The organism is Endozoicomonas sp. 4G (assembly GCF_023822025.1).
Classification (GTDB): domain Bacteria; phylum Pseudomonadota; class Gammaproteobacteria; order Pseudomonadales; family Endozoicomonadaceae; genus Endozoicomonas_A.
In genome coordinates, this window is record NZ_CP082909.1 from 3,410,427 (window position 1) to 3,435,706 (window position 25,280).

Below are 25,280 nucleotides of genomic sequence, written 5' to 3' on the forward strand. Positions count from 1 at the left end.
GGTTTTTGATTACAATTGATTAACTCACTAAGCAAATTTACTATAGACCTCTCAATTTACCGCGCAGACTTTTTCATTACTACACAGGTTTGACAAACGGATTTCTGGCCCTATAGTGGTCGAACCGTAACAAGGGCCCGACCATAAAAAAACTTATTCTGTGAGCGCCATAATTACCGGCCCTAGACGACGATAACGACAGAATAAACGGCAAGACAGGAGCCTACGATGGCTGAAAAGAAAGCAACCCTCTCGATTGACGGAAAAAAACTGGAGCTGCCCGTACATTCAGGCTCTCTCGGCCCAGATGTTGTTGATGTTCGCAGCCTGACTGCCAACGGCCTGTTCACATACGACCCTGGTTTTGTATCTACCGCTTCCTGCGAGTCCAGAATCACTTTTATCGATGGCGACAAGGGCATACTTCTGCACCGCGGTTACCCTATCGAGCAGCTTGCTGAGCACTCCGATTACCTGGAAACCTGCTATCTACTGGTTTACGGCGAACTTCCCACCAGAAAAGAGAAAAAGCATTTTGAAGACACCATCATGCGTCATACCATGATTCATGAACAAATGGTGGATCTGTTTTCCGGTTTCCGTCGCGACGCTCACCCCATGGCTGTCATGTGTGGCGTAGTCGGTGCCCTCTCTGCCTTTTATCACGATTCACTGGACATCACCAACGAACGTCACCGTAAAATCTGCGCCTATCGCCTGATTTCAAAAATGCCAACCCTGGCCGCCATGACCTACAAATACTCTATCGGTCAGCCATTCGTTTACCCGCGCAACGACCTGGGCTATGGCGGTAATTTCCTGCACATGATGTTTGCGACACCCTGCGAAGAGTACGAGGTTAACCCAGTGCTGGCCCGCGCCATGGATCGCATCTTCCTGCTGCATGCTGACCATGAACAGAATGCCTCAACCTCCACTGTCCGTTTGGCAGGTTCCAGTGGTGCCAACCCATTCGCCTGCATTGCTGCCGGTATCGCGGCCCTCTGGGGACCGGCTCACGGTGGTGCCAACGAAGCGGTGCTGGTTATGCTCAATGAAATCGGTGACGAGAAAAACATCGATGAGTTCATTAAACGCGCCAAAGACAAGAACGATCCTTTTCGTCTGATGGGCTTTGGTCACCGCGTCTACAAGAACTTTGACCCACGTGCCAAGGTTATGAAGCAGACCTGTGACGAAGTATTGAACGAACTAGGCCTGGAAGACGACCCTCTGTTCAGGATCGCCAAGCGGCTGGAAAAGATCGCCCTGGAAGACGAATACTTCGTTGAGAAAAAACTGTATCCGAACGTAGACTTCTACTCCGGCATCATTCTGAAAGCCCTGGGCATTCCAACAGAAATGTTCACTGTTATCTTCGCAACGGGTCGTACTCCGGGCTGGATCGCTCACTGGCATGAAATGATCAGCGGTGAATACCGCATCGGTCGCCCTCGCCAACTGTACACCGGTGAAGCGTCCAGAGACTTCATTCCGCTGTCTGATCGTTAATCACTGCCTGCTGAAAGCCGATGCCATTATCGGCTTTCAGACCTCCTTTCCTTCTTTTGTGTACCTTCATATGTCTTCCCAAGTGCCCCACTTGCTTATAACAATTGCCGCACTGTTTGCACTTATAGGGCCTCTCACCGGTGTGGCTGCGCAGGTGTACTCTCAAGCCTTCCGGTAGTGAAAAACACTTGCCACACTGTTTGCACTTATGGGGCTTCTCACCAGTGTGGACCCGCTCATGCCTTCTCAAGGTTCCCACTTCTGTAAAACACTTGCCGCACTGTTTGCACTTAAAGGGCTTCTCACCGAAATGAGCCCGCTCGTGTGACCTTAAGCCCCCCGCTTGTGTAAAACACTGGTCGCACTGTTTGCACTTAAAGGGCTTCTCACCGGTATGGATCCGCTCGTGTACCTTTAAGTTCCCCGCTTGTTTAAAACAGTGGCCGCACTGTTTGCATTTATAGGGCTTCTCACCGGTGTGGACGCGTTCGTGTGCTATTAAATGCCCCGCTCTCAGAAAACGCTTGCCACACTGTTTGCAGTCGAAAGGCTTCTGACCGATTTGGACGCCCCGTTGTGTTCTTGAGTGCCGAATATCTTCTGGTGTTTCAGCACTTTGGTAGACCTTGCCATCCCTGACGAACACGTAACTGACTGGCTGCCCGGCACCGTTGCCTTTGTTTCCTTTTGAAGCGCTTTGTGTACCTTCTTGCGATGGGGTGCTGGTGTGCTCACTGGTTGTGCCTGGTTCAGGATTTGCGCAGGTAACGATTGCGGACAAAACCTCCTGGCAGGCGGCACGGTTTTTTGCCAGGCACAGGGCAGTATCAATAGCTAAATCAATAGCCGGTTGTTCTATGGGAGAACGGTAAAACCGGACGTGAGCATCTTTACGGTAGTGCTTTTCCTTCTCAATGTCTTTCTGCTCCCTGACTGTGATTCCCTCGGTTTTTGCAATGTGCAACCTGCGTAAGCCAATGTTCTTCTCTATTATCTCTTCGACGATCTTGAGCCTGCCCATGGCCTTTCTTTTGGCGGCGGTTTTACGAATCCGTTCCATTTCAGCTGGCTGACTTGCAAAAGCATTCAGGTAGTCGGGCAGATCGTATTCCGGAAATGTCAGCCCGGGCCCATGGGTATAGTGCAGGACAATGCTCTGATGAGGATGGGTTTCCAGATATAAAGGCTGCCCGGTGTCGAGCGCCGCACTTGTAATGGATCCCAGGCCAAAGCATTGCCAGGCCCTTTCCCCATGAATGTCCATGGGCTGACAAAGGGTATGCAGGTCGGGCACAGGTTCTGGGCCACTGACAATAAAAGGATGGTCTGATGAAACGTGAAGAAACTTGTTATTGCCAGGCTGGGGTCCAGCATCCTTTTCTGGATTAAAGAGTAGCGGCTGCCAGGCGTGCTGTCTGATGGCCAGTAGACCCAGTGTTACCAGAGATTCTGTAAGAGTGGCGGTTTTCTCTGGCAGAGGGTAGGCAGCCAACAAGTCAGGAATTTGCGCCTCCGCTGAAGCTATAAAAGACAGCAGAAAGAATAGAGATGTCAGTAATAGTTCCAATGTCTTGGTTCTCAGTTATTGTTAAACGTCACCCTGCGCCACCGTCCTGGAACTGGGCTTTAAACCAAGTCGGGAGCCACATGATACGGTTTATTGGCTGAAAGCGGGTGGGCCACAGGATGGTTCATCATCGCCATTATTATTAGCTTTGTTGCTGCCGTCAGGCGCTGAATCATTGTGTACCTTCATATGTCTTCCCAAGGCTCCCCCTTGCGTAAAACACTTGCCGCACTGTTTGCAGTCGAAAGGCTTCTGACCGATTTGGGTGCCCCGCTGTGTTCTCGAGCGTCGAATGCCTTCTGGTGTTTCAGCACTTTGGTAGACCTTGCCATCCCTGACGAACACGTAACCGATTGATTCCTCGGCACGGCTGCCTTTGCGTCCTTTCGGAGCGCCTTGTGTACCTTCTTGCGGTGGGCCGCTGGTGTGTTCACTGGTTGTGGCTGGTTCAGGATTTGCGCAGGGGACGATTGCGGGCAGAACCTCCCGGCAGGCTGCACGGTTAGCTTTGTTACCGCGACCAGATGCTGAACCATTGTGTACCTTCTTATGTGTTCCCAGATGCCCCGCTTGTGCATAACACCTGCCGCACTGTTTGCACTCATAGGGCTTCTCACCGTTGTGGGTGCGCAGGTGTACTCTCAAGCCCCAAGCTAGTGAAAAACACTTGCCACATTCTTTGCACTTATGGGGCTTTTCACCGGTATGGGTTCGCTCATGTCTTCTCAAGCCTCCCCCCTGTGCAAAACACTTGCCGCACTGTCTGCACTTAAAGGGCTTCTCACCGGTGTGGGTGCGCTCGTGTCCCCTTAAGTTCCCCGCTTGCGCAAAACACTTGCCGCACTGTCTGCACTTAAAGGGCTTCTCACCGCTGTGGATGCGCTCATGTATTCTCAAGCTCCCTGCTTCTGTAAAACACTTGCCACATTGTTTGCACTTATGGGGCTTCTGACCGACATGGACGCTATGGTGTGTTCCCGTGTGCCGAACCTTTTCTGGTGGCCCAACACTTAGGTAGACTTCGCCATCCCTGACGAACACGCAACTGACTGGTTGCCCGGCACCGTTGCCTTTGCTTCCTTTTGAAGCGCCTTGTGTACCTTCTTGCGATGGAGCGCTGGTGTGCTCACTGGTTGTGCCTGGTTCAGGATTTGCGCAGGTAACGATTGCGGACAAAACCTCCTGGCAGGCGGCACGGTTTTTTGCCAGACACAGGGCAGTATCAATAGCTAAATCAATAGCCGGTTGTCCTATGGGAGAGCGGTAAAACCGGACGTGAGCATCTTTACGGTGGTGCTTTTCCTTCTCAATGTCTTTTTGCTCCCTGACTGTGATTCCCTCGGTTTTTGCAATGTGCAACCTCCGTAAGCCAATGCTCTTCTCTATTATTTCTTCGACGATCCTGAGCCTGCCTATGGCCTTTCTTTTGGCGGCGGTTTTACGAATCCGTTCCATTTCAGCTGGCTGCCTTGCAAAAGCATTCAGGTAGTCGGGCAGATCGTATTCCGGAAATGTCAGCCCGGGTCCATGGGTATAGTGCAGGACAATGCTCTGGTGAGAATGGGTTTCCAGATATAAAGGCTGCCCGGTGTCGAGCGCCGCGCTTGTAATGGATCCCAGGCCAAAGCATTGCCAGGCTCTTTCCCCATGAATGTCGATAGGCTGACAAAGGGTATGCGGGTCGGGCACAGGCTCTGGGCCACTGATAATAAAAGGATGGTCTGATGAAACGTGAAGAAACTTGTTATTGCCAGGCTGAGGTTCAGCATCCTTTTCCGGACTAAAGAGCAGCGGCTGCCAGGCGTGCTGCCTGATGGCCAGTAGCCCCAGTGTCACCAAGGATTCTGTAAAAGTGGAGGTTTTCTCTGGCAGAGGGTAGGCAGCCAACAAGTCAGGAATTTGCGCCTCCGCTGAAGCTATAAAAGACAGCAGAAAGAATAGAGATCTCAGTAATAGTTCCAATGTCTTGGTTCTCAGTTATTGTTAAACGTCACCCTGCGCCACCCTCCTGGAACTATCGGCTTTCAGGCCTCCTTGCCTTCTTCTGCCATACTCGCAAGAGTCAAAACGTAGCCTATTATTTTCAGTCTCGTCTATTTTTAACCGATATTACCTACGAATAGCTCAGGGAAATGCATCCCCGCAAGAGCAGCTAACACGACAGAACCCATACGATAGAACTCATACGATAGAAACAATGACTGAACTTTTCCTGACCCCGGCGCCCTGGATTGCCCTGGCAACACTGACCATCCTGGAGATTATTCTAGGCATCGACAACATCATTTTTATTAGCATCGTTGTCGATAAATTGCCGGCACACCAACGCAACAGTGCCCGCAGACTGGGGCTGTTACTGGCTATGTGCACGAGGATTGCCTTATTACTCTCCATTACCTGGATCATGAGCCTCACTGCCCCTTTATTCCACCTGTTCGATCACGCAATATCTAGCCGGGATCTGATTCTTATAGGAGGCGGGCTCTTCCTGCTGGCCAAATCCACTCACGAGATCCACGACTCTATTGAACCCGATATGGATGAAGGGTCCCATCTTAAACCCAGAGGGTACGTTATCACCCTGGTCCAGATTGCCCTCATTGACATTGTCTTTTCTCTGGATTCGGTCATTACCGCAGTAGGACTGGCAGAACACCTGTGGGTTATGATCGCCGCCATTGTCATTTCGGTAGGCGTTATGATGTTTGCGGCAGCCCCTATCGGAGAATTTGTCAGCCGCCACCCCACCTTCAAAATGCTGGCCCTCTCCTTTCTGCTTCTGGTGGGCGTCTCGCTGATGGGAGAAGGCCTGGACTTTCATATCCCGAAAGGCTACATCTACTTTGCCATGGCGTTTTCACTGGCGGTCGAAATGCTCAATACTCGTTTACGATCAAGACAGTCGGGACGAAACCAGTAGAAGCAGTGTATCTATGCTTGACAACCCCTCTGAGCTGCTAAACTTCAGCTTTCATATTTAAAGCGGCTAACGAAGTCAAAGAGCCCAAAACGATGGAAAGCGTAAAAGCAGAATTCGTTAAGATCAGATCCCACCTGCTGACAGGCACCAGCCACATGATTCCCTTCGTTGTGGCTGGCGGCGTCCTCCTCTCACTGGCGGTCATGTTGCATGGTAAGGGAGAACCCCCTGAGTCCGGCTTCCTCAAAGATGTATGGGATATGGGGATCGCTGGCTTCACCCTCTTTATCCCTGTTCTGGGCGGCTACATAGCCTGGTCCATTGCCAGTCGTCCCGGCCTGGCGCCTGGCATGATCGGGGCCTGGCTGGCGGCTCAGTTCGGGTGTGGCTTTCTGGGAGCCATGGTTGTGGGTTTCATTGCCGGTTATATTGTCAATGCCCTCAAGAGAATCCCTCTCTCACCGAACATGCGTCCTGTTGCTATCATCTTTATCTACCCTCTGGCAGGTACATTCCTGACCGCAAGTCTGGTGATCTGGGTGATTGGCCAGCCCATCGCTAATATGATGCAGCACCTGAACGAGTGGCTGTACAGTCTCCAGGGTTTATCCAAGGTTTCATTAGGCGCTATTCTTGGCGGGATGACCGCCTTTGACATGGGCGGCCCCATCAATAAAGTCGCTACCTTATTTGCTCAAACTCAAGTAAAGGATCATCCCTATCTGATGGGCGGCGTCGGAGTCGCCATTTGCACCCCTCCCCTGGGCATGTGGCTAGCCACTCTGCTCTCACCCGGGAAATATTCTGCTGAAGAGCGAGAGGCTGGCATGGCTGCCCTGGCTATGGGAATGATAGGCATAACAGAAGGGGCAATCCCCTTTGCTGCTGCTGACCCGTTACGGGTCATACCCGCCATTGTCCTGGGAGGAATTACCGGCAACATCATTGGCTTTATGGCCGGAGTCATCAATCATGCCCCCTGGGGAGGCTGGATTGTACTGCCGGTGGTCGATGGCCGCCTCTGGTACATTCTGGCCACCATCGCTGGCGCACTGGTAACAGCCCTGGCTGTCAACCTTTTGAAACCTGTAAAACCTGAATCTTAAGAGCCGATCGTCGATAATTACCATCAAGAATGCCTGAGGTCAGATTGATTTATGAAGAACACACACTCACTGATTGAAGTCACACCCCAAAGCCACGACCTGATACTCGAGATGGTCTATGCCACCGGGAGCAACTTCACAGGTAAGCCCGTTTACAAAAAGCCTCTGTGTCTGATGCACGAAGAAGCAGCCAGACGATTGCAAAACGCCATTGAAGTTCTTCAGCCCATGGGACTCAAACTAAAGATATGGGATGCCTTTCGCCCCCTGGAAGCTCAGCAGGCACTCTTTAACCACAAACCAGACCCTGAATATGTATCCCACCCGCAAACCGGACTCAATCCTCATTGCCGGGGGATAGCCATTGACCTGACGTTGGTTGACCCGTTTGGGCATACATTGGAAATGGGCACCGAGTTCGATGATTTTCGTCCTCTGGCACACCATGGCAATGACCAGGTTTCCGAGCTTGCCCAGAAAAACCGTTTAATACTGGCAGGCGCCATGAATGTGGCTGGATTCACCCCCATGCCAAGTGAATGGTGGCATTATCAATTACCTGATGCCTGGCAGTATCCGATATTAAAAGAGAGTGACATCGGCTCAGGCATCATTTAGCCCTGCAACAAAGCCGGGCAGTCTGGTTATCCTTCAGGCTCCTGGTGACTCCCCCCATTTATCCGGAGAAGTATTTGCTTTAAACTGCCCTCCTGATTTCAAAACCTCCCAAAACGATCTATGCAATTTTTTGTTAATGACCAGCCCCTGAACCTTGACTCCCCTCTGACACTGGAGCAGTTGCTGGAACAGATCAATCAGGCTGAAAAAGGCATGGCACTGGCGGTCAATCAACAGATTGTCAGCCGCTCCCAATGGCCACGAAAAAACGTAGAAGAAGGTGACCGTATCACCCTGATCAAGGCTACCGCAGGTGGCTGATAGCGTGAAGAAATCGCACTTGAAATGACTGACAATTTATCGAACGACAGGGCTGGTATGCTGACCATTGCTGATAAACCCTTCCATTCTCGTCTGTTTACCGGTACCGGGAAATTCAATAACAGCCAGACCATGGCCGAAGCCATTAAAGCTTCTGAGAGTGAACTGGTCACCATGGCACTCAAACGAGTGGATCTGAATGACGATCAGGATGACATTCTCTCGCCCTTGACTGAAGCCGGTGTTAACCTGCTGCCCAATACCTCCGGAGCCCGCGACGCCAGAGAAGCGGTCTATGCAGCCCAGCTGGCCAGAGAAGCCCTGCAAACCCACTGGCTGAAGCTGGAAATCCACCCGGATCCCAAATATTTACTGCCTGATCCCATCGAAACCCTGAAGGCCTGCGAAGAACTTGTTGAGCTGGGATTTGTTGTTCTACCTTACGTCCACGCTGACCCGGTCTTATGCAAAAGACTGGAAGAAGCCGGTGCCGCAGCGGTTATGCCACTTGGGGCACCCATTGGCAGCAACCTGGGCCTGAAAACGGAAGAGTTTCTGAACATCATCATCGAACAGAGCCAGGTGCCCGTGGTGGTGGATGCCGGTATTGGCAGCCCTTCCGATGCGGCCAGAGCCATGGAAATCGGTGCCGACGCCGTACTGGTAAATACCGCCATTGCGGTTTCAAATGATCCGGTAGCCATGGGCATTGCTTTCAAGGAAGCCGTTGTAGCAGGCAGACGAGCTTACGAGGCTGGTCTCGGAATACGTTCACACCAGGCTCAGGCAAGCAGCCCACTGACTGCCTTTCTGGAAGATTTCTGATGTCATTTATAGATACCTTTAACCAGTTAAACTGGGATGAAATCAGGATGAGCATCCTTAGCAAAACCGCTGCGGATGTCGAACATGCTCTGTCCACTCGCCGACTGACCCACGATCAGTTTTTGTCACTGATTTCCCCGGCGGCTGAACCTTATCTGGAACAGATGGCACAAAAAAGCATGGCCCTCACCCGCCAGCGCTTTGGTAATACGGTACAGATGTACATCCCCTTGTACCTGTCCAACAAGTGCACCAACATCTGTACCTACTGTGGCTTCAGCCTGAACAACAAAATTCGCCGCAAAACCCTGAGCATGGAAGAGCTGGACCAGGAGCTGAAAGCCATCAAAGCCATGGGGTTTGATCATATCCTGCTGGTCACAGGTGAAGCCCAGGGCACTGTCGGCACCGAATATTTCAAAACCGTTCTCAACAAAGTCAGACTGCACTTTTCCCATATCACGCTGGAAGTACAACCTCTGGAACAAAGTGAATACGAAGAGCTGATGGCCCTCGGGCTGGACGCCGTTCTGGTTTACCAGGAAACCTACCATCGGTCGGCCTATGAGACGTACCACCTGCGCGGCAGCAAGATGGATTTTGACTATCGTCTGGAAACCGCAGACAGGCTCGGCAAAGCCGGCATCGACAAGATTGGCGTGGGCGCCCTGATTGGCCTGGAAGACTGGCGTACAGATTCCGCCATGGTCGCCGCACACCTCGACTATCTGGAAAAGACCTACTGGAAAACCCGTTACTCCATCTCTTTTCCAAGACTGCGCCCCTGCGAGGGTGAATTCCAGCCCGTTTCCATCATTTCAGACAAACAGCTGGTGCAGCTTATCTGTGCTTACCGCCTGTTTAAACCGGAAGCCGAACTGTCACTCTCCACCCGGGAATCAGAATCCTTCAGAGACAATGTCTTGCCCCTGGGCATTACCACCATGAGCGCTTTCTCAAGCACTCAACCTGGCGGTTATGCCGATGGTGCCGTTGCATCCCTGGAGCAATTCTCCATCGACGACCACCGTCGCCCTGAAGCGGTAGCGGCTGCGATCAAGTCGAAAGGTCTGGAAGCGGTCTGGAAGGACTGGGATCGCAGTTATAGCCACTGACGCTTTGTCCACGGACACACTCCCGCACAGGTCATTGAGCAAACAGACTTTTAAACGCGACCGACAAAAAAAGCGTCTATCCTGTAAAGCTCAATCCATCGGGAGTGTTGCCATGTCAGAGCCTTTATACGAAAAGAATCAACTGGGTGTGGGTTTTACTTTTCACAATCCGGTTATCTATCTGGATAGTTGGCTAAATAGCTGGAAAGGAGACAAGCCTCTCCTGGATATCGGTTGCGGCCACGGCGTCAACACTCACGCTGCGCTGATGCGTGGAGCACAGGTAATAGCCACTGACATGGATAAACCGGACTTGTCTGAGTGGCTGAATGACCTGCCAGCGGTTCAGCAGCAAGCGCTCACATGCCGAGCCGCAAAACTGCCAGAGAACATGCCGTTTGAAGAGAATGCCTTCTGCGGGATTCTGTGCGCGGAAGTGTTTCATTTTCTTACCAACGAAGACGTCACACCCGCCATCAATGAACTGTATAGGATTCTTGAACCGGGAGGCACTCTTCTACTGACCTGCTGCTCCTGTGACGTTGAGGTGCTGAAAGCCACCGACCTAAGCAGAGAAATAAAGGAAGGCGCAAGAAAATCACCGTTAACCGTTACCTGTCAGCGGGACTATATAAGCCTTCTGACGGAGGCGGCAAAAGCCTTTAATTGCCCGGAAATAACCGATCCGGTGTTGGCAGCCCACAAAATTAATATCCCCGGAAGAGACTTTTGTTTTTTTACGTCCGAACAACTGAAGGCATTAATGGAAAGTGCCGGATTTATAATCGAAGTCTGTGAGCAGGGTGAAGCTCCCCACTACCCGGTATGGAGTCATGGCGACCAGGACCAGGTACGAATCCTTGCCAAAAAGCCTGCTTGATTTGCAGGCTCTGTTACTACCCATCTATTTAATTTTTCACGCTCAAGCCGAGATAAACATCAACTCTTAGCTACGGATGGCCCCACCATGACTGACCCCGACGAACAGTTCACAGCATTTTTAAAGGACTTTGGAGAACATATTGGTCACGACCTGACAGCAGAAGACAACATCTGCGCCCTGGTGGACGAGAACAATGAGATCGCAGTGATCATAGAGTTACCGGAAAACAGTGATCTGTTATTGCTGTATCGCATGCTGGCACCCATGCCAACCGATCCCGAGCTACAGGCCGCCAGGGCAATGCAGTTGCTATCCCTCAATGGAGCCCCGGACAAACTCAAAGGTGCCTGGTTTTATACCGATCCCGATGGCATGGGTTTACACCTGATGACCAGCCACCCTATCGGTAGCCTGACCCATGAAACATTCAAAAATCTGGTGCTTGGCTATATAGAACACGCCAACACACTCTCTCAGGAACTACTGGAAGAAGAGCAAGGATTAGTTTACCAACCATCAGCCGCCAGAGGGATTGCAGAATGAGAGGAGTCAGTGCAGCAGCAGGGTCAGCTGCCCGACGGGCAGAAAGAAGCATGGATGCAGACCACCGGGGTTTTCAAGCACTGGGGCTGCGGCCAACAAACACTAGAACGCTCCCTCATGTCGGGAATTTTGTTTCATTAACACGTCCGCGGCAGTCTTCGGTAGGTACGCTTGCTCCGGGCAATAATCCTGGGGACAGATCCAGCTGGCTAGTACAAGATGCCGTGCGCCATGAAGCAAAGATTGCTGCTTACCCTTATAAACAGTCCATAGAAGCAGGCGGGGTAATAGACGACACCATCCAGGATCAGCTCAAGGGCTGGGATGCCGACCGTCGCCTTGCACTGGCTGCCGGCAAAGCCGCCGGATTATCGACCAAAGGCGCCAAAGGCTGCATCTTCGACAAGAAAACCGGCCTCACCGCCTATGTCCTTCGTAATCCGAAAACCAATCCTCCAGAAGTGCGTATCGTTTTTGGTGACAGAGATGGCCTGAAAAAGCTGAACGCCCCCTCTGATCCTCCATGCCTTAAAAAAGGATTTATGCGCTGGATACGCAACCTGAGAAATGCAAGACGCAAAAATGTCTCTGAAAGCTTCAAACAAGCCAGTGAACTCACCAGGCAAGTTCAGAGCCTGATGACGATAGACAATCAATTCAAAGGCTGGTCTCTCAAATTATCAGGCTTCGGAAAGGGTGGAACACAGGCGGCTTATGCAGCAGTCACACAAAAAACCGTTTTACGGGCCAGCTGTTTTTCCAGCGAACACCTGAGCAGTGATGTTATTAACGCTTTGAGCAAAGAAAAACAGGAAGCAGCCAAAGACGCCATCATTCACTACCAACCGGCACCGGACGACTGGAGTTTAGACCTCAAAGAACATGAGACGTTTTTGCAAGGTAAAGTCATCGGAAAACCGGTCATTTTAGAAGAGCATAATTATGCAAGAACGATCTTCAGGCGCAAAAGGGGTTTTCTACTCTCTCTCCTGATGGGAAAGTGAACTACTCGCCCCTAAAGGAGCGAGCTTCCAATACTAAGCAAGCTACCGGAGTAGTTACCGTTCTTTTCTTTTTTGACGTTTCACTGCGAGCTGCGGAAGAGGGCTTGCCCTTTCCCGGCTTACGGTTCGCTCCACGTCCTTTGGTTAGCACAGGAATTCCTTTGCCAACCAACTCCGTTCCAGAGTCCATGAAAAACTTAATTGCTCGTTTCTTGATTACGATGCTGGCGTTTCTGTCAGCGTTGTCAAAGTGTCCACATTGACCGCAAAGAAACCGTTCTTGTGTCTTGCGGTTGTCGGGGTGAGTGTGACCGCAATCAGCACACTCTTGACTCGTAAAGGGTGCAGGCACTTTGAATACAGCTTTGCCTGCTTTTGCTGCTTTATATCGGGTGTAGGTTTCCAAGAAGTGCCATCCTACGTTGAGAATGGCCTTGTTCAGTCCGGCTTTTTGTTTCGCCTTGTTGGAGATGAACTTTCCGTTTTGATCTTTTTTTGCTTTTGGCCTGCGGGTCATTTTTGAGGTTTTCAGATCCTCGAAAACAATGACTCTGGCCTTGCTGTCAACCATTTTACGGCTGGTTTTATGGCAGAAATCTTGCCGAATGTTGGCTACTTTCTTGTGCTGCCTGCTAATCCTGTTCTTTGTTTTCTGACGACGGTTAGAGCCTTTGGTTTGGCGAGACAAACGGCGCTGAAACCTCTTTAGGTATCGCTGGCGCTTATCCATGTTCTTTTTCTGGTCTTCTTCAAAGTCGTAAGGCTTAACGCCAGTATGAACAGGTATGACAACACCTCGATCGACGCCAATAACATGCTCTTCCAGCCACTCTTTGGAAGCACCTTTAAGGTATTCCAAATGCTCTTTTTCTGTTGCTGGTTCTTCTGATCCATCGTCATAACAGAAAGAAACAGAGTACTGACCAGCCTCTTTTCTAATGTAAATGGATTTTGGTTCCTTGAATGGACGGTGAGTTTTAAACGACAAATAACCAATATTGTTGGTCTTTGTACCAATGAAAAGACGGGTTACACCATCTTCACAGATATCGAACCGGAAAACTTCATTGGTGAGGTAAACACTGCCCTTGTCTGTCTTGGCTTTTTTCTTTGGTTTACCGCACAAGCCATTCATGTACTTCCGGTAGGTCTTATACCAGTTGGTAGCCGAGTTTCTGATTATCTGACTGGGACAATCGGATAACCAGGGTGATAACTCTTCGCTTTTGAATTGGACTGCCTTTGTGTCAACAGGGGCATGCGTACCTATGGGGCAGTATTTTTTTGCGTAAGTGCTGTAATAACGATGCTCATCACATTTCGCATTCCAGATAAACCGAGCGCAGCCCATCCACTGAGACAGAACCAACTTTTGCTGATCTGTTGGATTGGCTTTGAGTCGGATACCTTGCAGCATTACATAACCTGTTGAATTGAATGGCTTCATGCTAGTCTGGCTAGAAATATCTGTCAAATATGAGGTTTGTATGTACGAATGGAGATCAGTAGATCCTGTGTATTTAGGAATAACGTACATCTAGTATTTGTTACTAAATACCGTAGAAACGAGTTCAGCAGGGAAATGGTAGGCAAGCCAAAGGGAAAGTCGTCTTATACATTAAGGCGTGAATACTGGGAGCGCATAAAGCCGATGTTATAGGGGAAACACTTCTGGAGAAAGCCAGAGAACACCGCCTTCAGAAAAGTCTGTTAAAACTTCTAAGCGACTGTCACAGCAAGGCTAACGCCTTGCGCTGGCTAGACCCGCCCCTGAAGGAACGGGTTTGCGCCAGCATTTCGATCAAGACGCTGACCATGACCTAACGGGACTGGGATTCACAGAGCCTAAAAGCGTGAAAGCGAGTTAAACGACGCTTATTTTCTTGATCTTTCAATATCCTGATCTATCTTCTCGTATTCAGAATAAACACCAACAAACGCAAAAGAGACGTTAGAAAGGATATAGCTTTGAAAAAGACACTCTCTGTGGCAGTGCTGTCATTGCTCATGTCGTTGCCTGTTATCTGTCACGCAGAACTGTTGGAAAAACATTTTATTGTTGAGGTTGGGCTTGGGCACAGGCTTGGTGGCCACAGTGAAACCACCTCCCTTATTGAATTTATCTCGTGGGAATTGATTTACGCCACTCCTCTGCTGATGGCTTACAAACTGGTTCTGACCAGCGACACACTTCCGGGTGCCAAATCTTATTCATACATACCTTTTGAGGCGCTTGCCGTTGTCGGCTTGCTTTTGAAAAACTATTGGAATCCCGACTCGCCAACGTTTAACCCGACAGGTCAACTGGAGGCGATCTCGACAAAGGGGGATGACCCATTTGTGATCAACACTATGACACTCCCCGGAAACAGCCAGCAACCAAGCCAACCACAAAAAGAATCATCCCCTCAGCAAGCCTCAGCAGCAACCGCCCGGATTTCAGGCTCTATCAGCCCTCTGTCTTCTGGCTCTGGCTCTGACGGTAATGGCGAAAGCCCTGAACAAAACCTTCATACTTACGGTTTAAATTGTCACGCGGGTTCCTGTCATGGCGTTTGCAAACTCAGCACCTCATCCGATCGTTTTCATAGCTCCGATGACAGTGAGCCAGAAGACAATTCTGCTCAACCACCTCAGCTACAAGCCTTCGCAGTTAGCTGCTCTACTGCACAACCAGCCCGTTCAACTGTGACCATCTCTACAACTCATGCAACCGGGACAAATAGCGCCCTGGTAACCTGCGAATCTTGTAATAAGGTCTTCACTAAAGAAGGTAGAAAATTGTGGGATCACGTAAGAAAGGCACACACTGTGCTCAGTTCTCCACCATCGAAGCGACCCAGAATCTCAAGCAAGAAGTTTATAAAGGTGAACGAAACTGATTCAGAGGACGATTCGTTCGAAGCCGATCGGAATGGATTGGTCAACAGTGATCTTGAAATACTCAGATGCGAAGAGAGATTTGAGGAAGATGATGATGAGGATGATACGCACTTAATTCTGGAATTTTCGCCTTGAGCTCCTCCAAAATGAAACGGGGCTATGGACACCCATAACCCCGTTAAAACCGATATGAATCAGACTCAAGCCAGAGCAGCTTTAGCCTTTTCAACCAGTTGACCGAAAACGGTCTTGTCGTGTACCGCCAGATCAGCCAGAACCTTACGATCGATTTCGATCGCAGATTTCTTCAGACCCGCGATAAAGCGGCTGTAGGACAGACCGTTGGTACGCGCACCGGCGTTGATACGGGCAATCCACAGAGCACGGAACTGACGCTTACGCTGACGACGGTCGCGGTAAGCGTACTGACCTGCTTTGGTGACAGCCTGCTTGGCTACGCGGAATACACGTGAACGTGCTCCGTAGTAACCTTTGGCGGCCTTAAGAACTTTCTTGTGACGCTTGCGCGCGATTACACCACGTTTTACACGTGCCATGAGCTAACTCTCCGAAAAAAATGATCTAAAAAGCGATTAGTCGCGCAGCATACGCTTAACGAGACCCTGGTCGGCAGGTGTTACCATGGAGGTACCACGCAGCTGACGCTTACGCTTGGTGGTCATCTTGGTCAGGATGTGACTCTTGAAGGCACCCTTACGCTTGTAACCGCTGGCCGTTTTCTTGAAACGCTTGGCGGCACCACTGTTGGTTTTCATTTTTGGCATGAAAAAGCACTCCGCATTCGCGATCACCTACCCCTTCTCATCAAAGATTCTCATCAAAGAGAGAGGCGCCCGTTTCAGGGCCAGGAGGTGTCGGGATATTAAAAAATAAAAGCGACGGTCGTTCATCCAGAACACGAAAAACCGGCCACTGAGACAGTGACCGGTTTTTCATACACACATCACTTTTTCTTTTTCGGGGCAATAACCATGATCAGCTGACGGCCTTCCATTTTTGGACGCTGTTCAACGGTACCGATTTCTTCCAGATCTTTTTCAACCCGGTTCATCAGTTCCATGCCCAGCTGCTGGTGAGCCATCTCACGACCACGGTAGCGAAGGGAAACCTTCGCCTTGTTGCCCTCTGTCAGGAAACGTACCAGGTTGCGCAGTTTTACCTGGTAATCCCCTTCCTCTGTGCCCGGGCGAAACTTAACTTCTTTCACCTGGGTCTGAACCTGTTTCTTCTTGGCTGCGGCTTTTTGTTTCTTTTGCTCGTACTGATGCTTGCCGTAGTCAAGGATTTTACAGACTGGGGGTTCGCTGGTTGCGTTAATCTCAACCAGATCCAGCCCTGCTTCCTGGGCCATGGACAAAGCGTCACGGGTATCGACCACCCCTACCTGAGAGCCGTCGGCTCCAATCAGTCGGACTTCTTTGGCACGGATATTCTCATTGATCGGCGCTTTCTGCGGGCGACGATCGCGGAAGCTGTTACGTCTGATGGGTGTATCTCCTGTAAAGGCAGCCTGTGCGAAAGGGCTTGTAGAAGCTGAATATTAAGATCGACAAGCCCTCAACAGATCAATTACGCAGTACGGCCACGCTTGCTGATATCCGCTGCAAGGTGCTCCACGAATGCCTCTACAGGCATGGTACCCAGGTCTTCACCTGTTCGGGTACGCACAGCAACGGTTCTGTTTTCCATTTCCTTATCGCCAACAACCAGCAGATAAGGCACCTTATTCAAGGTATGCTCGCGGATTTTAAAGCCGATCTTCTCGTTTCTCAAGTCCGCTTTTACCCTAACGCCCTTTTCCATCAACATTTTTTCCAGTTCTGCCACATAAGAGGCCTGTCTGTCAGTAATATTGAGGATGGCCACCTGCTTGGGAGCCAGCCATGATGGCATCGCCCCTTCGTAGTGTTCAATGAGTATGCCAATGAAGCGTTCAAACGAGCCAAGAGTCGCCCGGTGCAGCATAACCGGTGTCTTGCGCTCACCGTTTTCATCGACGTATTCAGCGCCAAGACGACCCGGCATGGAGAAATCCACCTGCATCGTGCCACACTGCCATACCCGGCCAATACAGTCTTTCAGGGAAAACTCTATTTTAGGTCCGTAAAAAGCCCCTTCACCCGGCAACTCTTCCCAGGGCAGCTGCTGGGCATCCAGGGCGTCGGCCAGGGCTTTTTCGGCTTTATCCCAGATTTCGTCGGAACCGACGCGTTTTTCAGGGCGGGTAGACAGCTTGTAGAGCATGTTGTCACGACTGAAACCGAAGTCCTCATAGACTTCATGAAGGAAGTCTATAAAGGCAGCCACTTCCGACTGAATCTGATCTTCTGTCACGAAAATGTGAGCATCATCCTGAACAAAGCCACGAACACGCATAATTCCGTGCAGCGCACCGGATGGCTCGTTACGGTGACAGGAACCAAATTCCGCCAGTCGCAGGGGCAGGTCACGGTAGCTCTTCAGCCCTTGGTTGAACACCTGAACGTGGCATGGGCAGTTCATGGGCTTAACGGCAATGTCACGCTCTTCCGAGTTGGTGGTGAACATGTCGTCTTTGAACTTGTCCCAATGACCGGATTTTTCCCAGAGGGAGCGATCCACCAGCTGGGGAGTTTTGATCTCTTTGTAGCCATGCATAATCTGTTTGTTACGCATGTACTGTTCCAGTTCCTGATAGATGGCCCAGCCATTGGGGTGCCAAAACACCATACCCGGCGCTTCTTCCTGCATATGGAACAGGTCCAGTTTCTTGCCCAGTTTACGGTGGTCACGCTTCTCAGCTTCTTCCAGACGTTGCAGGTAGGCTTTCAGGGCTTTTTTGTCTTCCCAGGCGGTACCGTAGATGCGGGTCAACATTTCGTTGCTGGAATCACCACGCCAGTAGGCACCGGCGACACGCATCAGTTTGAACGCTTTCAGCTTGCCGGTTGAAGGCACGTGTGGGCCGCGGCAAAGATCCATCCACTCACCCTGACGGTACACAGAGATCACTTCACTGTCTGGCAGGTCATTAATGATCTCAACCTTGTATTCCTCACCCATGGCCTTGAAAGCGCTGATGGCTTCGTCACGGGTCATGACCACCCGCTCAATACCCAGATCCTGTTTGGCCAGTTCAGCCATACGCTTTTCAATCTTTTCCAGGTCTTCAAGGTTGAATGCCCGCTCGTAGGAAAAGTCGTAATAGAAGCCATTATCAATCACAGGGCCAATGGTGACCTGGGCACCGGGGTACAGATCCTGGGTAGCCATCGCCAACAGGTGAGCGGTGGAGTGACGGATCACCTCAACACCTTCTTCGTCACGGGAAGTGATAATAGCCAGCTCAGCGTCATCGGTAATTTTGGTACTGGCGTCCACCAGCTCACCATTGATACGACCCGCCAGAGTCGCTTTGGCCAGGCCCGGACCAATATCCTGAGCCACTTCTATTACGGAAACGGCGTCAGCAAACTCGCGCTTGCTGCCGTCGGGGAGCGTAATTACAGGCATGAGGGGAGATTCCTTAGTTTTTGCCGCCAGGGCTATTGCCGCTGTTGGCATTCTGTTCATCGTCAGTGGCAACCTATACCGAAGGCTGCTTGCTCGTCGTTCTTACCAGCCCATACCAGGGGCTGAGAACTTTTGTACCAGTGGCAACCCATACCAGGGGATGCTTGGATTTTCTCGCTGATTGGAGGGAGAAAATCTTGGGACATTTGCTTGCAGTTAACAAAGAAAAGTCAACCGTATGGTTATTGTGGTTTTTTCAGAGCCTGTGTCAAGTCAGGCTAAAAACTCCCCTGTAAAAATCCTCGACCGGAATGGTCGCATCCAAACGGTCTATGCGAATATGATCTTCCAATCCCGCTATCGACTTCTTTTTAAACTCTTCGCCTACCCAGCCAAGCAGAATCACAGAAGGCACTTGAGAATCCACCAGCAGATACTCTCCCCGGCAGTGCTTAAGCGCTTTGGAATACTCAACAGCCTTGTAGGTCTGGTCTGTTTTGCGAGTTCCGGGACTCAACACTTCTACGATCAGGCACGGCTTGTCACCAACGGTTTCTTTGTTAAGCCTGGGTTCGCAACAGCGCATCCAGGCGTCTGGATAGCAGTAGCTGGAACGATTCAGGTGGTCAAGCTTCAGCCTGAGGTTACTGCCGAATACCTGGCACCCGTCAGGCGCTTTCTCCCTGAGGACAAAGGCTGCATTCAGACTGATTACGTCGTGGTTTGCTGAGCCGCCAGTCATAGCAACGACATAGCCGTCGTAATATTCGTGTCGTTCTTTTGAGCTTTCTTCAAACGCCAGATACTCTGATTCTGACATCAAAAAAAAGTCTTCTGCCAGGTTGCTCATGTTTACCCCCCTGAAATTTCAATCAAGAGCAATATGAAAAATATCAACACTCTGATTTCTGAAGCTGGATTGCGACCTGTAACGGAAACCCACTTTTTTAGCCAGATGTCTGGAACGGACATTTTCCCGGTCGATCATCGCATGCAGTTCCAACAAGCCAAGCCTGTTGGATGAAAACTCAAGGATAGCCCTTATCGTCTCTTTAGCCAGACCTTTACCCTGCTCTGAAACTTTAAACCGGTAACTAACATGAACCAGTTCCTGCTCTTGCACAAGGCTGTTATTAAGCCCTGCCACTCCGACCACTTCATCCGTTTCTTTACTGAACACACCCCACTGACCGTAGCCATGGGTCAAATAGTTCTGTCGGCAATTTTTGATGTAGAGTCGTATAGCTTCTTTATCTCTGACACCGACGGTAGAAAACTTCATCACCTCGGGGTCTGAAAGTATGGAAGCAAGCCCCTCTGTATCGGAGCTATCCAGCTCCCTGATGATCAATCTGGCCGTTTCTATCATCTCCACTCCTCATTCAGCCTGAACAAATACAAACACACTGCATTTCATCTAACATTGACTGTACCGACCCAACCCCGAACAGCTCCACTCAAACCGGCCTGACCGGATTCCATTGATTATTGTTCAGCAAGTTTGCTCACGGAGACACACCCAGTGCAACCATTAAAACCTTATTGGTTACGTTTAGTATCGGTGATGTTTGCCTGTATTCTGGGTCATTCAGTTCTGGCTAGTCCAGTCATCAACACGACGGAGTTAGTCAGCCCTGACGATACGGTCGTCTGGCTGCCCCTGACATCATCAAACGACATAAGCTACAGGCAGGAGAGAAGCGCACTGGGTGCCTTTATCTGCTCAATACTCAACTTGCCCGCCAACTCAACCTTTGTTTATGGCAACAGCTCTGAGATTAACGCTCTTAAAAATGATTTCGGATGCAACACCCCCAATTTAAAAAACATCGCAAAAAGTAAGCCCGATTACGACCGCTGGGTGTCCAGTGTGTCTATCTGGGCCTGGCAAGGTCTGGAAATGTTCATACTGCTTGATACTGCTATAAAAATGCATCCCCAGGCCAAACAGCTGATTTTGGCAGCAGCCTCAGCCACAAGCCTGATCACTACCGGTAGTCTGTACATCACAGGGACAGTACTCGCGGCATTCGGTAAGAAAATCCCCGGAAAATGGCTTGAACTGATGGAAGGGTTAACAAAACTAAAGGCCAGTCTGTGGGTAGGCGACTGGGCTCTTGTAATGGCTGGAGGCATTGCAGGTAAAAAAGAGGTCGTCTTATCGGGATTACTGATAAATGTTATCTCAAACACCTTTCGCGAAACCGGAGCAGGCGTTCTCGTTACCTTACCGCTGTTCGTTAGAAAAAAATACCACGCCGCTTTATTGTCACTCATCCCCCTGGGCGTTATTACTGCACAGCTAATTGTCCGCAACCCGAGAACCGACAATGCTTTTGTGCAAAGGGTCACATGGTTGGCAATAGCCAGTCTTGGAGCCGGGCTGTTCTCGGGAGCCTGGCATAACTTTGAAGAAGTTGCTGGTGAATCCAGCATTGTCTGGGATATAGGCAGCAATATCACCGTGGGTGATGATTATGAAATACTCAGCCATCAAAAACTGCCAATGTCGATCATTGCTCCCTTTGGGTATCGACCCAATCCTACGGTTATCACCCTGACTTCCGGCTTAAGCTATTTTACATTCATCACTCTGGCAAGCCTCTATCGCTTTCTCCACAGAGCTCAATGCACAATGACTCAGCAAGCAACCGATCTATCGATGACGGAATTGTGATTCCCATGACCCCTACCGGGCTTCCAGATCACTCTGTAAATGCAAACACGTTGAGCCAGGACTAATCTGTTCAAACCGGCCTGACCATGTACATCGATCAGCTTTTCAGCCCATGGAGAAGATCCAATGCAACGGCTAACATCCTATCTGGTTCATTTAATATCGACGATAGTTGCCTGCACTCTCAGTCATTACGCTCTGGCGAATCCAGTCATCAATACCACAGAGTCAGTCAACCTTGTCAGCTCCAACGGTTCTTCAGTGGTTAATGTCAGCACACTCGCCCCTCAACCCGGTTCCACTCCACAAGATACGGTTTCCATGGGCGTCAGATTGCCCCTGACATCATCCGATGATATCAGCTGCGGGGAGGACAAAGGGGTACTGAAAGCTTTTATCTGCTCAGAAATCAGCCACCCAAATAACTCAACGGTGATCTATAGCAACACCTCTGACTTTAACGCCATTAAAGATAAGCTTGGATGTGAAAACGCCCCGGTAATAGACGTCAAAGCAAACAAACCCGGTTACGACCAGTGGGTAACCAGCGTTTCTATCTGGGTTTGGGAAGCGGTGGAAATGTTTGTACTGCTTGAAGGCTCTATAAGAGTCAACCCAAAAGCTAAAAGGGAGATTTTAGGAGCTGCTTTTACCACCAGTGCCATCACTATGGCTGGCATTTACGGTACCGGGGTCGCACTTGCAGAATCAGGTAAGGAAATCCCGAGGAAATGGACTGATTTGATTAAAGGTTTAACAAAATTAAAAGCCAGTCTGTGCGTCGGTGGCTGGGCTCTTGGGATCGCGGGAGGCGTTACAGGTAAAAATGAACTCGTCTTGTCGGGATTACTGATGAATGTTATCTCAAACACCTTTCGCGAAACCGGAGAAGGCGCTCTCATTACGTTACCGTTGATCCTTGATAAAAAATACGCAGCCATTGCTTTGTCCCTCATCCCTGCGGCCATCATCGCTTCACAACTCATCCCCTTCAAACCCAGGGTCAAGAACCCCTACGTCAAAGCATTCGCATGGTTTGTGACTGCCACCCTGGGAACCGGACTGTTCTCAGGTGCCTGGCATGAATTTGAAGAAGTTGCCGGTGAGTCGAGCACGGTCTGGGATGTAGGCAAACATACAACCGTTGGCAATGATTATGAAATACTCAGCCACGAAAAACTTCCAATGTCGTTTATTACCCCCTTTGGATACCGACCCAACCCCACGGTAATTACTTTAACCTCCGGTCTGGGATTTTTTACATTCGTCTCTCTGGCAAGCCTCTATCGCTTTATCTACCGAGTAAAATTCACAGGCTTCGGTCAGATAATGCCCAGTGAAGGTTTAATGGAATTGTAATAAGCACATTTGCCTGAACCTACCCTGAGCGAATACTGAAAGTCCGGGAAACAGGACGACTCCGGTAAAACAGGGCCATACCCCAAACCAGAATGGCAATGACTGCCCACTCCTGGTTATCGGGTATGCGCCCTTCCAGCATAAAAACAAACAGCACTCCAAATAAAACCTCAAGCGTTGTGCAGGGATAAAACCCCGAATCACTGTTATGCAGCACCGCTTTGCGTCTGCATATCCGGGCCACACCGGTAGCTAATATTCCCGCTACCAGCATCCCTCCGCCAAAATAAGCCCAGTCAATATGGGTGACACCTTGCGGGAAAAGCACAAACTCAGGATGATCCAGCCAGGTCAGTGGATACACGATGGGTAATGCCAGCACAGAGCCCAGCCCGGTTAAAAGATAACGATCCGAAGGCACAATATCGGGTCTTTCAGCGACCATTAACAGCTGCTTGCGGGTTCCCATAAGCCAGCAGATACTCGCCAACAACAACCATAACAGACCACTGAGCACACTGTGCTCATGGGAGTCCGGATACCCCTGGTCAAACTTCTGGGAAATCAACAGCAGCAATGCTCCAACCAACAACAGCAAAGGTAAGGTGAGTTTGCTACTGCCTTTCCCTGCCAACAACCATCTCTGAAAAATCATGGGTAAAGCCGCCATCAGAATGCAGGCAAACACCCCGCCGAGACTGCGGATACTGATAACAAGGAAAAGGTAATAAAGGACATTGGTCAGCAGGGCCGTCCAGAGCCATGGCTGGATGCCACCCTGTAGAGCTCTTTGAATCATCTCGCGACGGAAAAGGGCGATCATTAACACCCAGCCCCCAAATACTGCAAAGCGCCCTGCAACCAGCTCCATGGCAGAATGCTCCGACATCCATTGAGGAAGAATGATCAGGCTTGCCAGCAAGGCTCCGGACACCAGTGAATAGACAACGCCTCTGGAAATCAACTCGGTACTACTCCTCAGGGAAACTTCAGATTCTCTGAGCATTGTCTACAAAACAGGGATTTGCCAGCCTGCTGACAGGATTTGCCCTCCTGAACTGACCAGCGAGACAGCACATCAGACAAAACCGGCTGCACTTCCCGGTATTACCCGACAAATCGGATTTCAAAAAAGAGTGAGTGCAGGTAGTATCAGTACGGCTCGTTAAATCCAACAGGGGAAGTGTCCGTGTCCATAGATTTCGATACCTTTATCGACCGAAGTCATACCTCAAGCCTGAAGTGGGATCGCTACAAAGATAGGGACATATTGCCTTTCTGGGTGGCCGATATGGATTTCAAATCCGCCCCCGAAATCCTTGAAGCCCTGCGACAACGGGTTGAACACGGCGTATTTGGCTACACCCTGGTCAATGAAGGACTGGAAGATCGCCTTGTCAAGCGAATGTCCAACCTTTACGACTGGCAGATAGAGAAAGACTGGATCGTCTGGTTGCCGGGACTGGTGTCGGCACTCAATATTGCCGTGAGAAGCGTTGCTGGCCCCGGAGAAACCGTTGCCGTACCTGTGCCGGTTTATTACCCCTTTCTAATGGCTCCGGAATTGGGCGGACGCCAGATGATCGAACTGGACTGGGTCATCAGGGACAATCAGTGGCAGCTTGATCTGGAAGCGTTTGAACACAGAATCACCAAAGACACCCGACTGCTGATGCTGTGTAATCCACAAAACCCCAATGGTCGTGTACTTAGCCGAAAAGAATTAAAGACCATCGAAGCACTCTGCAAAAAATACAACATTGTCGTATGCTCCGACGAAGTGCATTGTGACCTGATTCTGGATCGCAATGCCGAACACATCCCCTATGCCAGCCTGAGTGAATTCACCAGAGATACCTCCATCACCCTGATGTCGCCTTCCAAGACATTTAATGTGGCTGGCTTCGGCTGTGCCTTTGCCATAATACCAGACGACACACTGCGCACAGAGTTCCAGAAAGTTCGCAAGGGTATCGTGCCTGATCCGGATAACATGCTGATGGGTTACACGGCGGCCAGTGCCGCTTACCAACACGGCGAACCCTGGCGCCAGAGCCTGGTGGACTACCTGCGGGGTAACCACGACCTGCTGGTGTCTGAAATCAACAACATTGAGGGGTTAAGTATGCTGCCCCTGCAATCGACCTACCTGGCCTGGATTAATGTCAGCGAATTAGGTTTGGATGACCCCCATCGCTTCTTTGAAGATGCCGGTGTCGGCCTCTCTCCCGGCGCCCAGTTCGGAGATCGTGACTACCTGAGACTGAACTTTGGCTGTAGCCGCTCCACCCTGAAAGAAGGGATTCGCAGGATCAAGGCAGCCGTAACCAGCCTGAAACCCTGACCCGATTCAACGATTGATACGTAAACCTTCGAACATTAAGTACCTGGCCCATGGGTCAGGCACTTAACCGGTCAAACTTGATACTTTCGT

24 protein-coding genes are annotated in these 25,280 nt (G+C 50.3%); 14 read left to right on the plus strand and 10 right to left on the minus strand.

The annotated features are described in order from the left end of the window. The first annotated feature begins 228 nt into the window (after window positions 1-228). Window positions 229-1,512 (plus strand): citrate synthase, encoded by a 1,284-nt coding sequence (gene gltA, locus K7B67_RS13280; RefSeq protein ID WP_252176339.1) that lies wholly within the window; start codon window positions 229-231, stop codon window positions 1,510-1,512. On the opposite strand, the gene K7B67_RS13285 is transcribed toward gltA, so the two are convergent. Both K7B67_RS13285 and K7B67_RS13290 read right to left on the minus strand, forming a co-directional pair. Beyond that, entirely contained in the window at window positions 1,490-3,079 is a 1,590-nt protein-coding gene (locus tag K7B67_RS13285) for a C2H2-type zinc finger protein (protein WP_252176340.1), read from the minus strand. The genes gltA and K7B67_RS13285 overlap by 23 nt on opposite strands. A 90-nt stretch (window positions 3,080-3,169) precedes the next feature. Beyond that, window positions 3,170-5,041 carry a C2H2-type zinc finger protein gene (locus tag K7B67_RS13290; RefSeq protein ID WP_252176341.1) on the minus strand — a complete coding sequence of 624 codons (1,872 nt, stop codon included), beginning with the start codon at window positions 5,039-5,041 and terminating at the stop codon, window positions 3,170-3,172. A gap of 235 nt (window positions 5,042-5,276) precedes the next feature. Between K7B67_RS13290 and K7B67_RS13295 the strand changes: the two genes are divergently transcribed. The 9 genes from K7B67_RS13295 (at window position 5,277) to K7B67_RS13335 (ending at window position 12,414) form a co-directional block, all read left to right on the plus strand. Then, the gene (locus K7B67_RS13295; RefSeq protein WP_252176342.1) at window positions 5,277-5,999 is read left to right on the plus strand and encodes a TerC family protein; all 723 of its coding nucleotides are present in this window, start codon (window positions 5,277-5,279) and stop codon (window positions 5,997-5,999) included. A gap of 92 nt (window positions 6,000-6,091) precedes the next feature. Then, window positions 6,092-7,105 carry a PTS fructose transporter subunit EIIC gene (locus tag K7B67_RS13300; RefSeq protein ID WP_252176343.1) on the plus strand — a complete coding sequence of 338 codons (1,014 nt, stop codon included), beginning with the start codon at window positions 6,092-6,094 and terminating at the stop codon, window positions 7,103-7,105. A gap of 51 nt (window positions 7,106-7,156) precedes the next feature. Beyond that, window positions 7,157-7,723 (plus strand): D-alanyl-D-alanine dipeptidase, encoded by a 567-nt coding sequence (gene ddpX, locus K7B67_RS13305; protein WP_252176344.1) that lies wholly within the window; start codon window positions 7,157-7,159, stop codon window positions 7,721-7,723. Window positions 7,724-7,843: 120 nt separating this feature from the next. Next, entirely contained in the window at window positions 7,844-8,044 is a 201-nt protein-coding gene (gene thiS / locus K7B67_RS13310) for a sulfur carrier protein ThiS (protein ID WP_252176345.1), read from the plus strand. A 24-nt stretch (window positions 8,045-8,068) separates the two neighbouring features. Continuing rightward, complete coding sequence (locus K7B67_RS13315) at window positions 8,069-8,869, plus strand: thiazole synthase (protein WP_276576701.1); 801 nt, start codon at window positions 8,069-8,071, stop codon at window positions 8,867-8,869. After that, window positions 8,869-9,984 carry a 2-iminoacetate synthase ThiH gene (gene thiH, locus K7B67_RS13320; RefSeq protein ID WP_252176346.1) on the plus strand — a complete coding sequence of 372 codons (1,116 nt, stop codon included), beginning with the start codon at window positions 8,869-8,871 and terminating at the stop codon, window positions 9,982-9,984. The genes K7B67_RS13315 and thiH overlap by 1 nt, the downstream gene beginning before the upstream one ends. A 112-nt stretch (window positions 9,985-10,096) precedes the next feature. Then, the gene (locus K7B67_RS13325) at window positions 10,097-10,864 is read left to right on the plus strand and encodes a class I SAM-dependent methyltransferase (protein ID WP_252176347.1); all 768 of its coding nucleotides are present in this window, start codon (window positions 10,097-10,099) and stop codon (window positions 10,862-10,864) included. 87 nt (window positions 10,865-10,951) lie between these two features. Next, window positions 10,952-11,410, plus strand: a complete 459-nt coding sequence (locus tag K7B67_RS13330) for a CesT family type III secretion system chaperone (protein WP_252176348.1) — start codon at window positions 10,952-10,954, stop codon at window positions 11,408-11,410. A 224-nt stretch (window positions 11,411-11,634) separates the two neighbouring features. Continuing rightward, a complete protein-coding gene (locus K7B67_RS13335) occupies window positions 11,635-12,414 on the plus strand; it encodes a hypothetical protein (RefSeq protein WP_252176349.1) in 780 nt (259 codons plus the stop codon). Between the two features lies 1 nt (window position 12,415). Here the strand turns inward: K7B67_RS13335 and K7B67_RS13340 are convergent, their stop codons facing one another. Continuing rightward, a complete protein-coding gene (locus K7B67_RS13340; RefSeq protein WP_252176350.1) occupies window positions 12,416-13,831 on the minus strand; it encodes a transposase in 1,416 nt (471 codons plus the stop codon). Window positions 13,832-14,382: 551 nt separating this feature from the next. On the opposite strand from K7B67_RS13340, the gene K7B67_RS13345 reads away from it, so the two are divergent. Then, entirely contained in the window at window positions 14,383-15,432 is a 1,050-nt protein-coding gene (locus K7B67_RS13345) for a hypothetical protein (protein ID WP_252176352.1), read from the plus strand. Between the two features lie 65 nt (window positions 15,433-15,497). Here K7B67_RS13345 and rplT read toward each other — a convergent pair whose 3' ends face one another. The 6 genes from rplT to K7B67_RS13375 all read right to left on the minus strand — a co-directional run bounded on the left by rplT (window position 15,498) and on the right by K7B67_RS13375 (window position 20,179). After that, window positions 15,498-15,854 carry a 50S ribosomal protein L20 gene (gene rplT / locus K7B67_RS13350; protein WP_252176353.1) on the minus strand — a complete coding sequence of 119 codons (357 nt, stop codon included), beginning with the start codon at window positions 15,852-15,854 and terminating at the stop codon, window positions 15,498-15,500. A gap of 36 nt (window positions 15,855-15,890) precedes the next feature. After that, the gene (gene rpmI, locus K7B67_RS13355; RefSeq protein WP_034837404.1) at window positions 15,891-16,082 is read right to left on the minus strand and encodes a 50S ribosomal protein L35; all 192 of its coding nucleotides are present in this window, start codon (window positions 16,080-16,082) and stop codon (window positions 15,891-15,893) included. Between the two features lie 179 nt (window positions 16,083-16,261). Continuing rightward, window positions 16,262-16,804 (minus strand): translation initiation factor IF-3, encoded by a 543-nt coding sequence (gene infC, locus K7B67_RS13360; protein WP_252180580.1) that lies wholly within the window; start codon window positions 16,802-16,804, stop codon window positions 16,262-16,264. An 83-nt stretch (window positions 16,805-16,887) separates the two neighbouring features. Then, window positions 16,888-18,810, minus strand: coding sequence for a threonine--tRNA ligase (gene thrS, locus K7B67_RS13365; RefSeq protein ID WP_252176354.1), 1,923 nt, complete (start codon window positions 18,808-18,810; stop codon window positions 16,888-16,890). Between the two features lie 268 nt (window positions 18,811-19,078). Further along, window positions 19,079-19,660, minus strand: a complete 582-nt coding sequence (locus K7B67_RS13370) for a Uma2 family endonuclease (RefSeq protein ID WP_252176355.1) — start codon at window positions 19,658-19,660, stop codon at window positions 19,079-19,081. 18 nt (window positions 19,661-19,678) lie between these two features. Then, window positions 19,679-20,179, minus strand: coding sequence for a GNAT family N-acetyltransferase (locus tag K7B67_RS13375; RefSeq protein ID WP_252176356.1), 501 nt, complete (start codon window positions 20,177-20,179; stop codon window positions 19,679-19,681). A 153-nt stretch (window positions 20,180-20,332) separates the two neighbouring features. Between K7B67_RS13375 and K7B67_RS13380 the strand changes: the two genes are divergently transcribed. Further along, window positions 20,333-21,487 (plus strand): hypothetical protein, encoded by a 1,155-nt coding sequence (locus K7B67_RS13380; protein WP_252176357.1) that lies wholly within the window; start codon window positions 20,333-20,335, stop codon window positions 21,485-21,487. A gap of 321 nt (window positions 21,488-21,808) precedes the next feature. Next, complete coding sequence (locus tag K7B67_RS13385; RefSeq protein WP_252176358.1) at window positions 21,809-22,846, plus strand: hypothetical protein; 1,038 nt, start codon at window positions 21,809-21,811, stop codon at window positions 22,844-22,846. 19 nt (window positions 22,847-22,865) lie between these two features. Here K7B67_RS13385 and K7B67_RS13390 read toward each other — a convergent pair whose 3' ends face one another. Further along, window positions 22,866-23,810 carry a hypothetical protein gene (locus K7B67_RS13390; protein ID WP_252176359.1) on the minus strand — a complete coding sequence of 315 codons (945 nt, stop codon included), beginning with the start codon at window positions 23,808-23,810 and terminating at the stop codon, window positions 22,866-22,868. 225 nt (window positions 23,811-24,035) lie between these two features. Here K7B67_RS13390 and K7B67_RS13395 point away from each other — a divergent pair, with 225 nt between their 5' ends. Then, a complete protein-coding gene (locus tag K7B67_RS13395) occupies window positions 24,036-25,190 on the plus strand; it encodes a PatB family C-S lyase (RefSeq protein ID WP_252176360.1) in 1,155 nt (384 codons plus the stop codon). The last annotated feature ends 90 nt before the right edge of the window (window positions 25,191-25,280 follow it).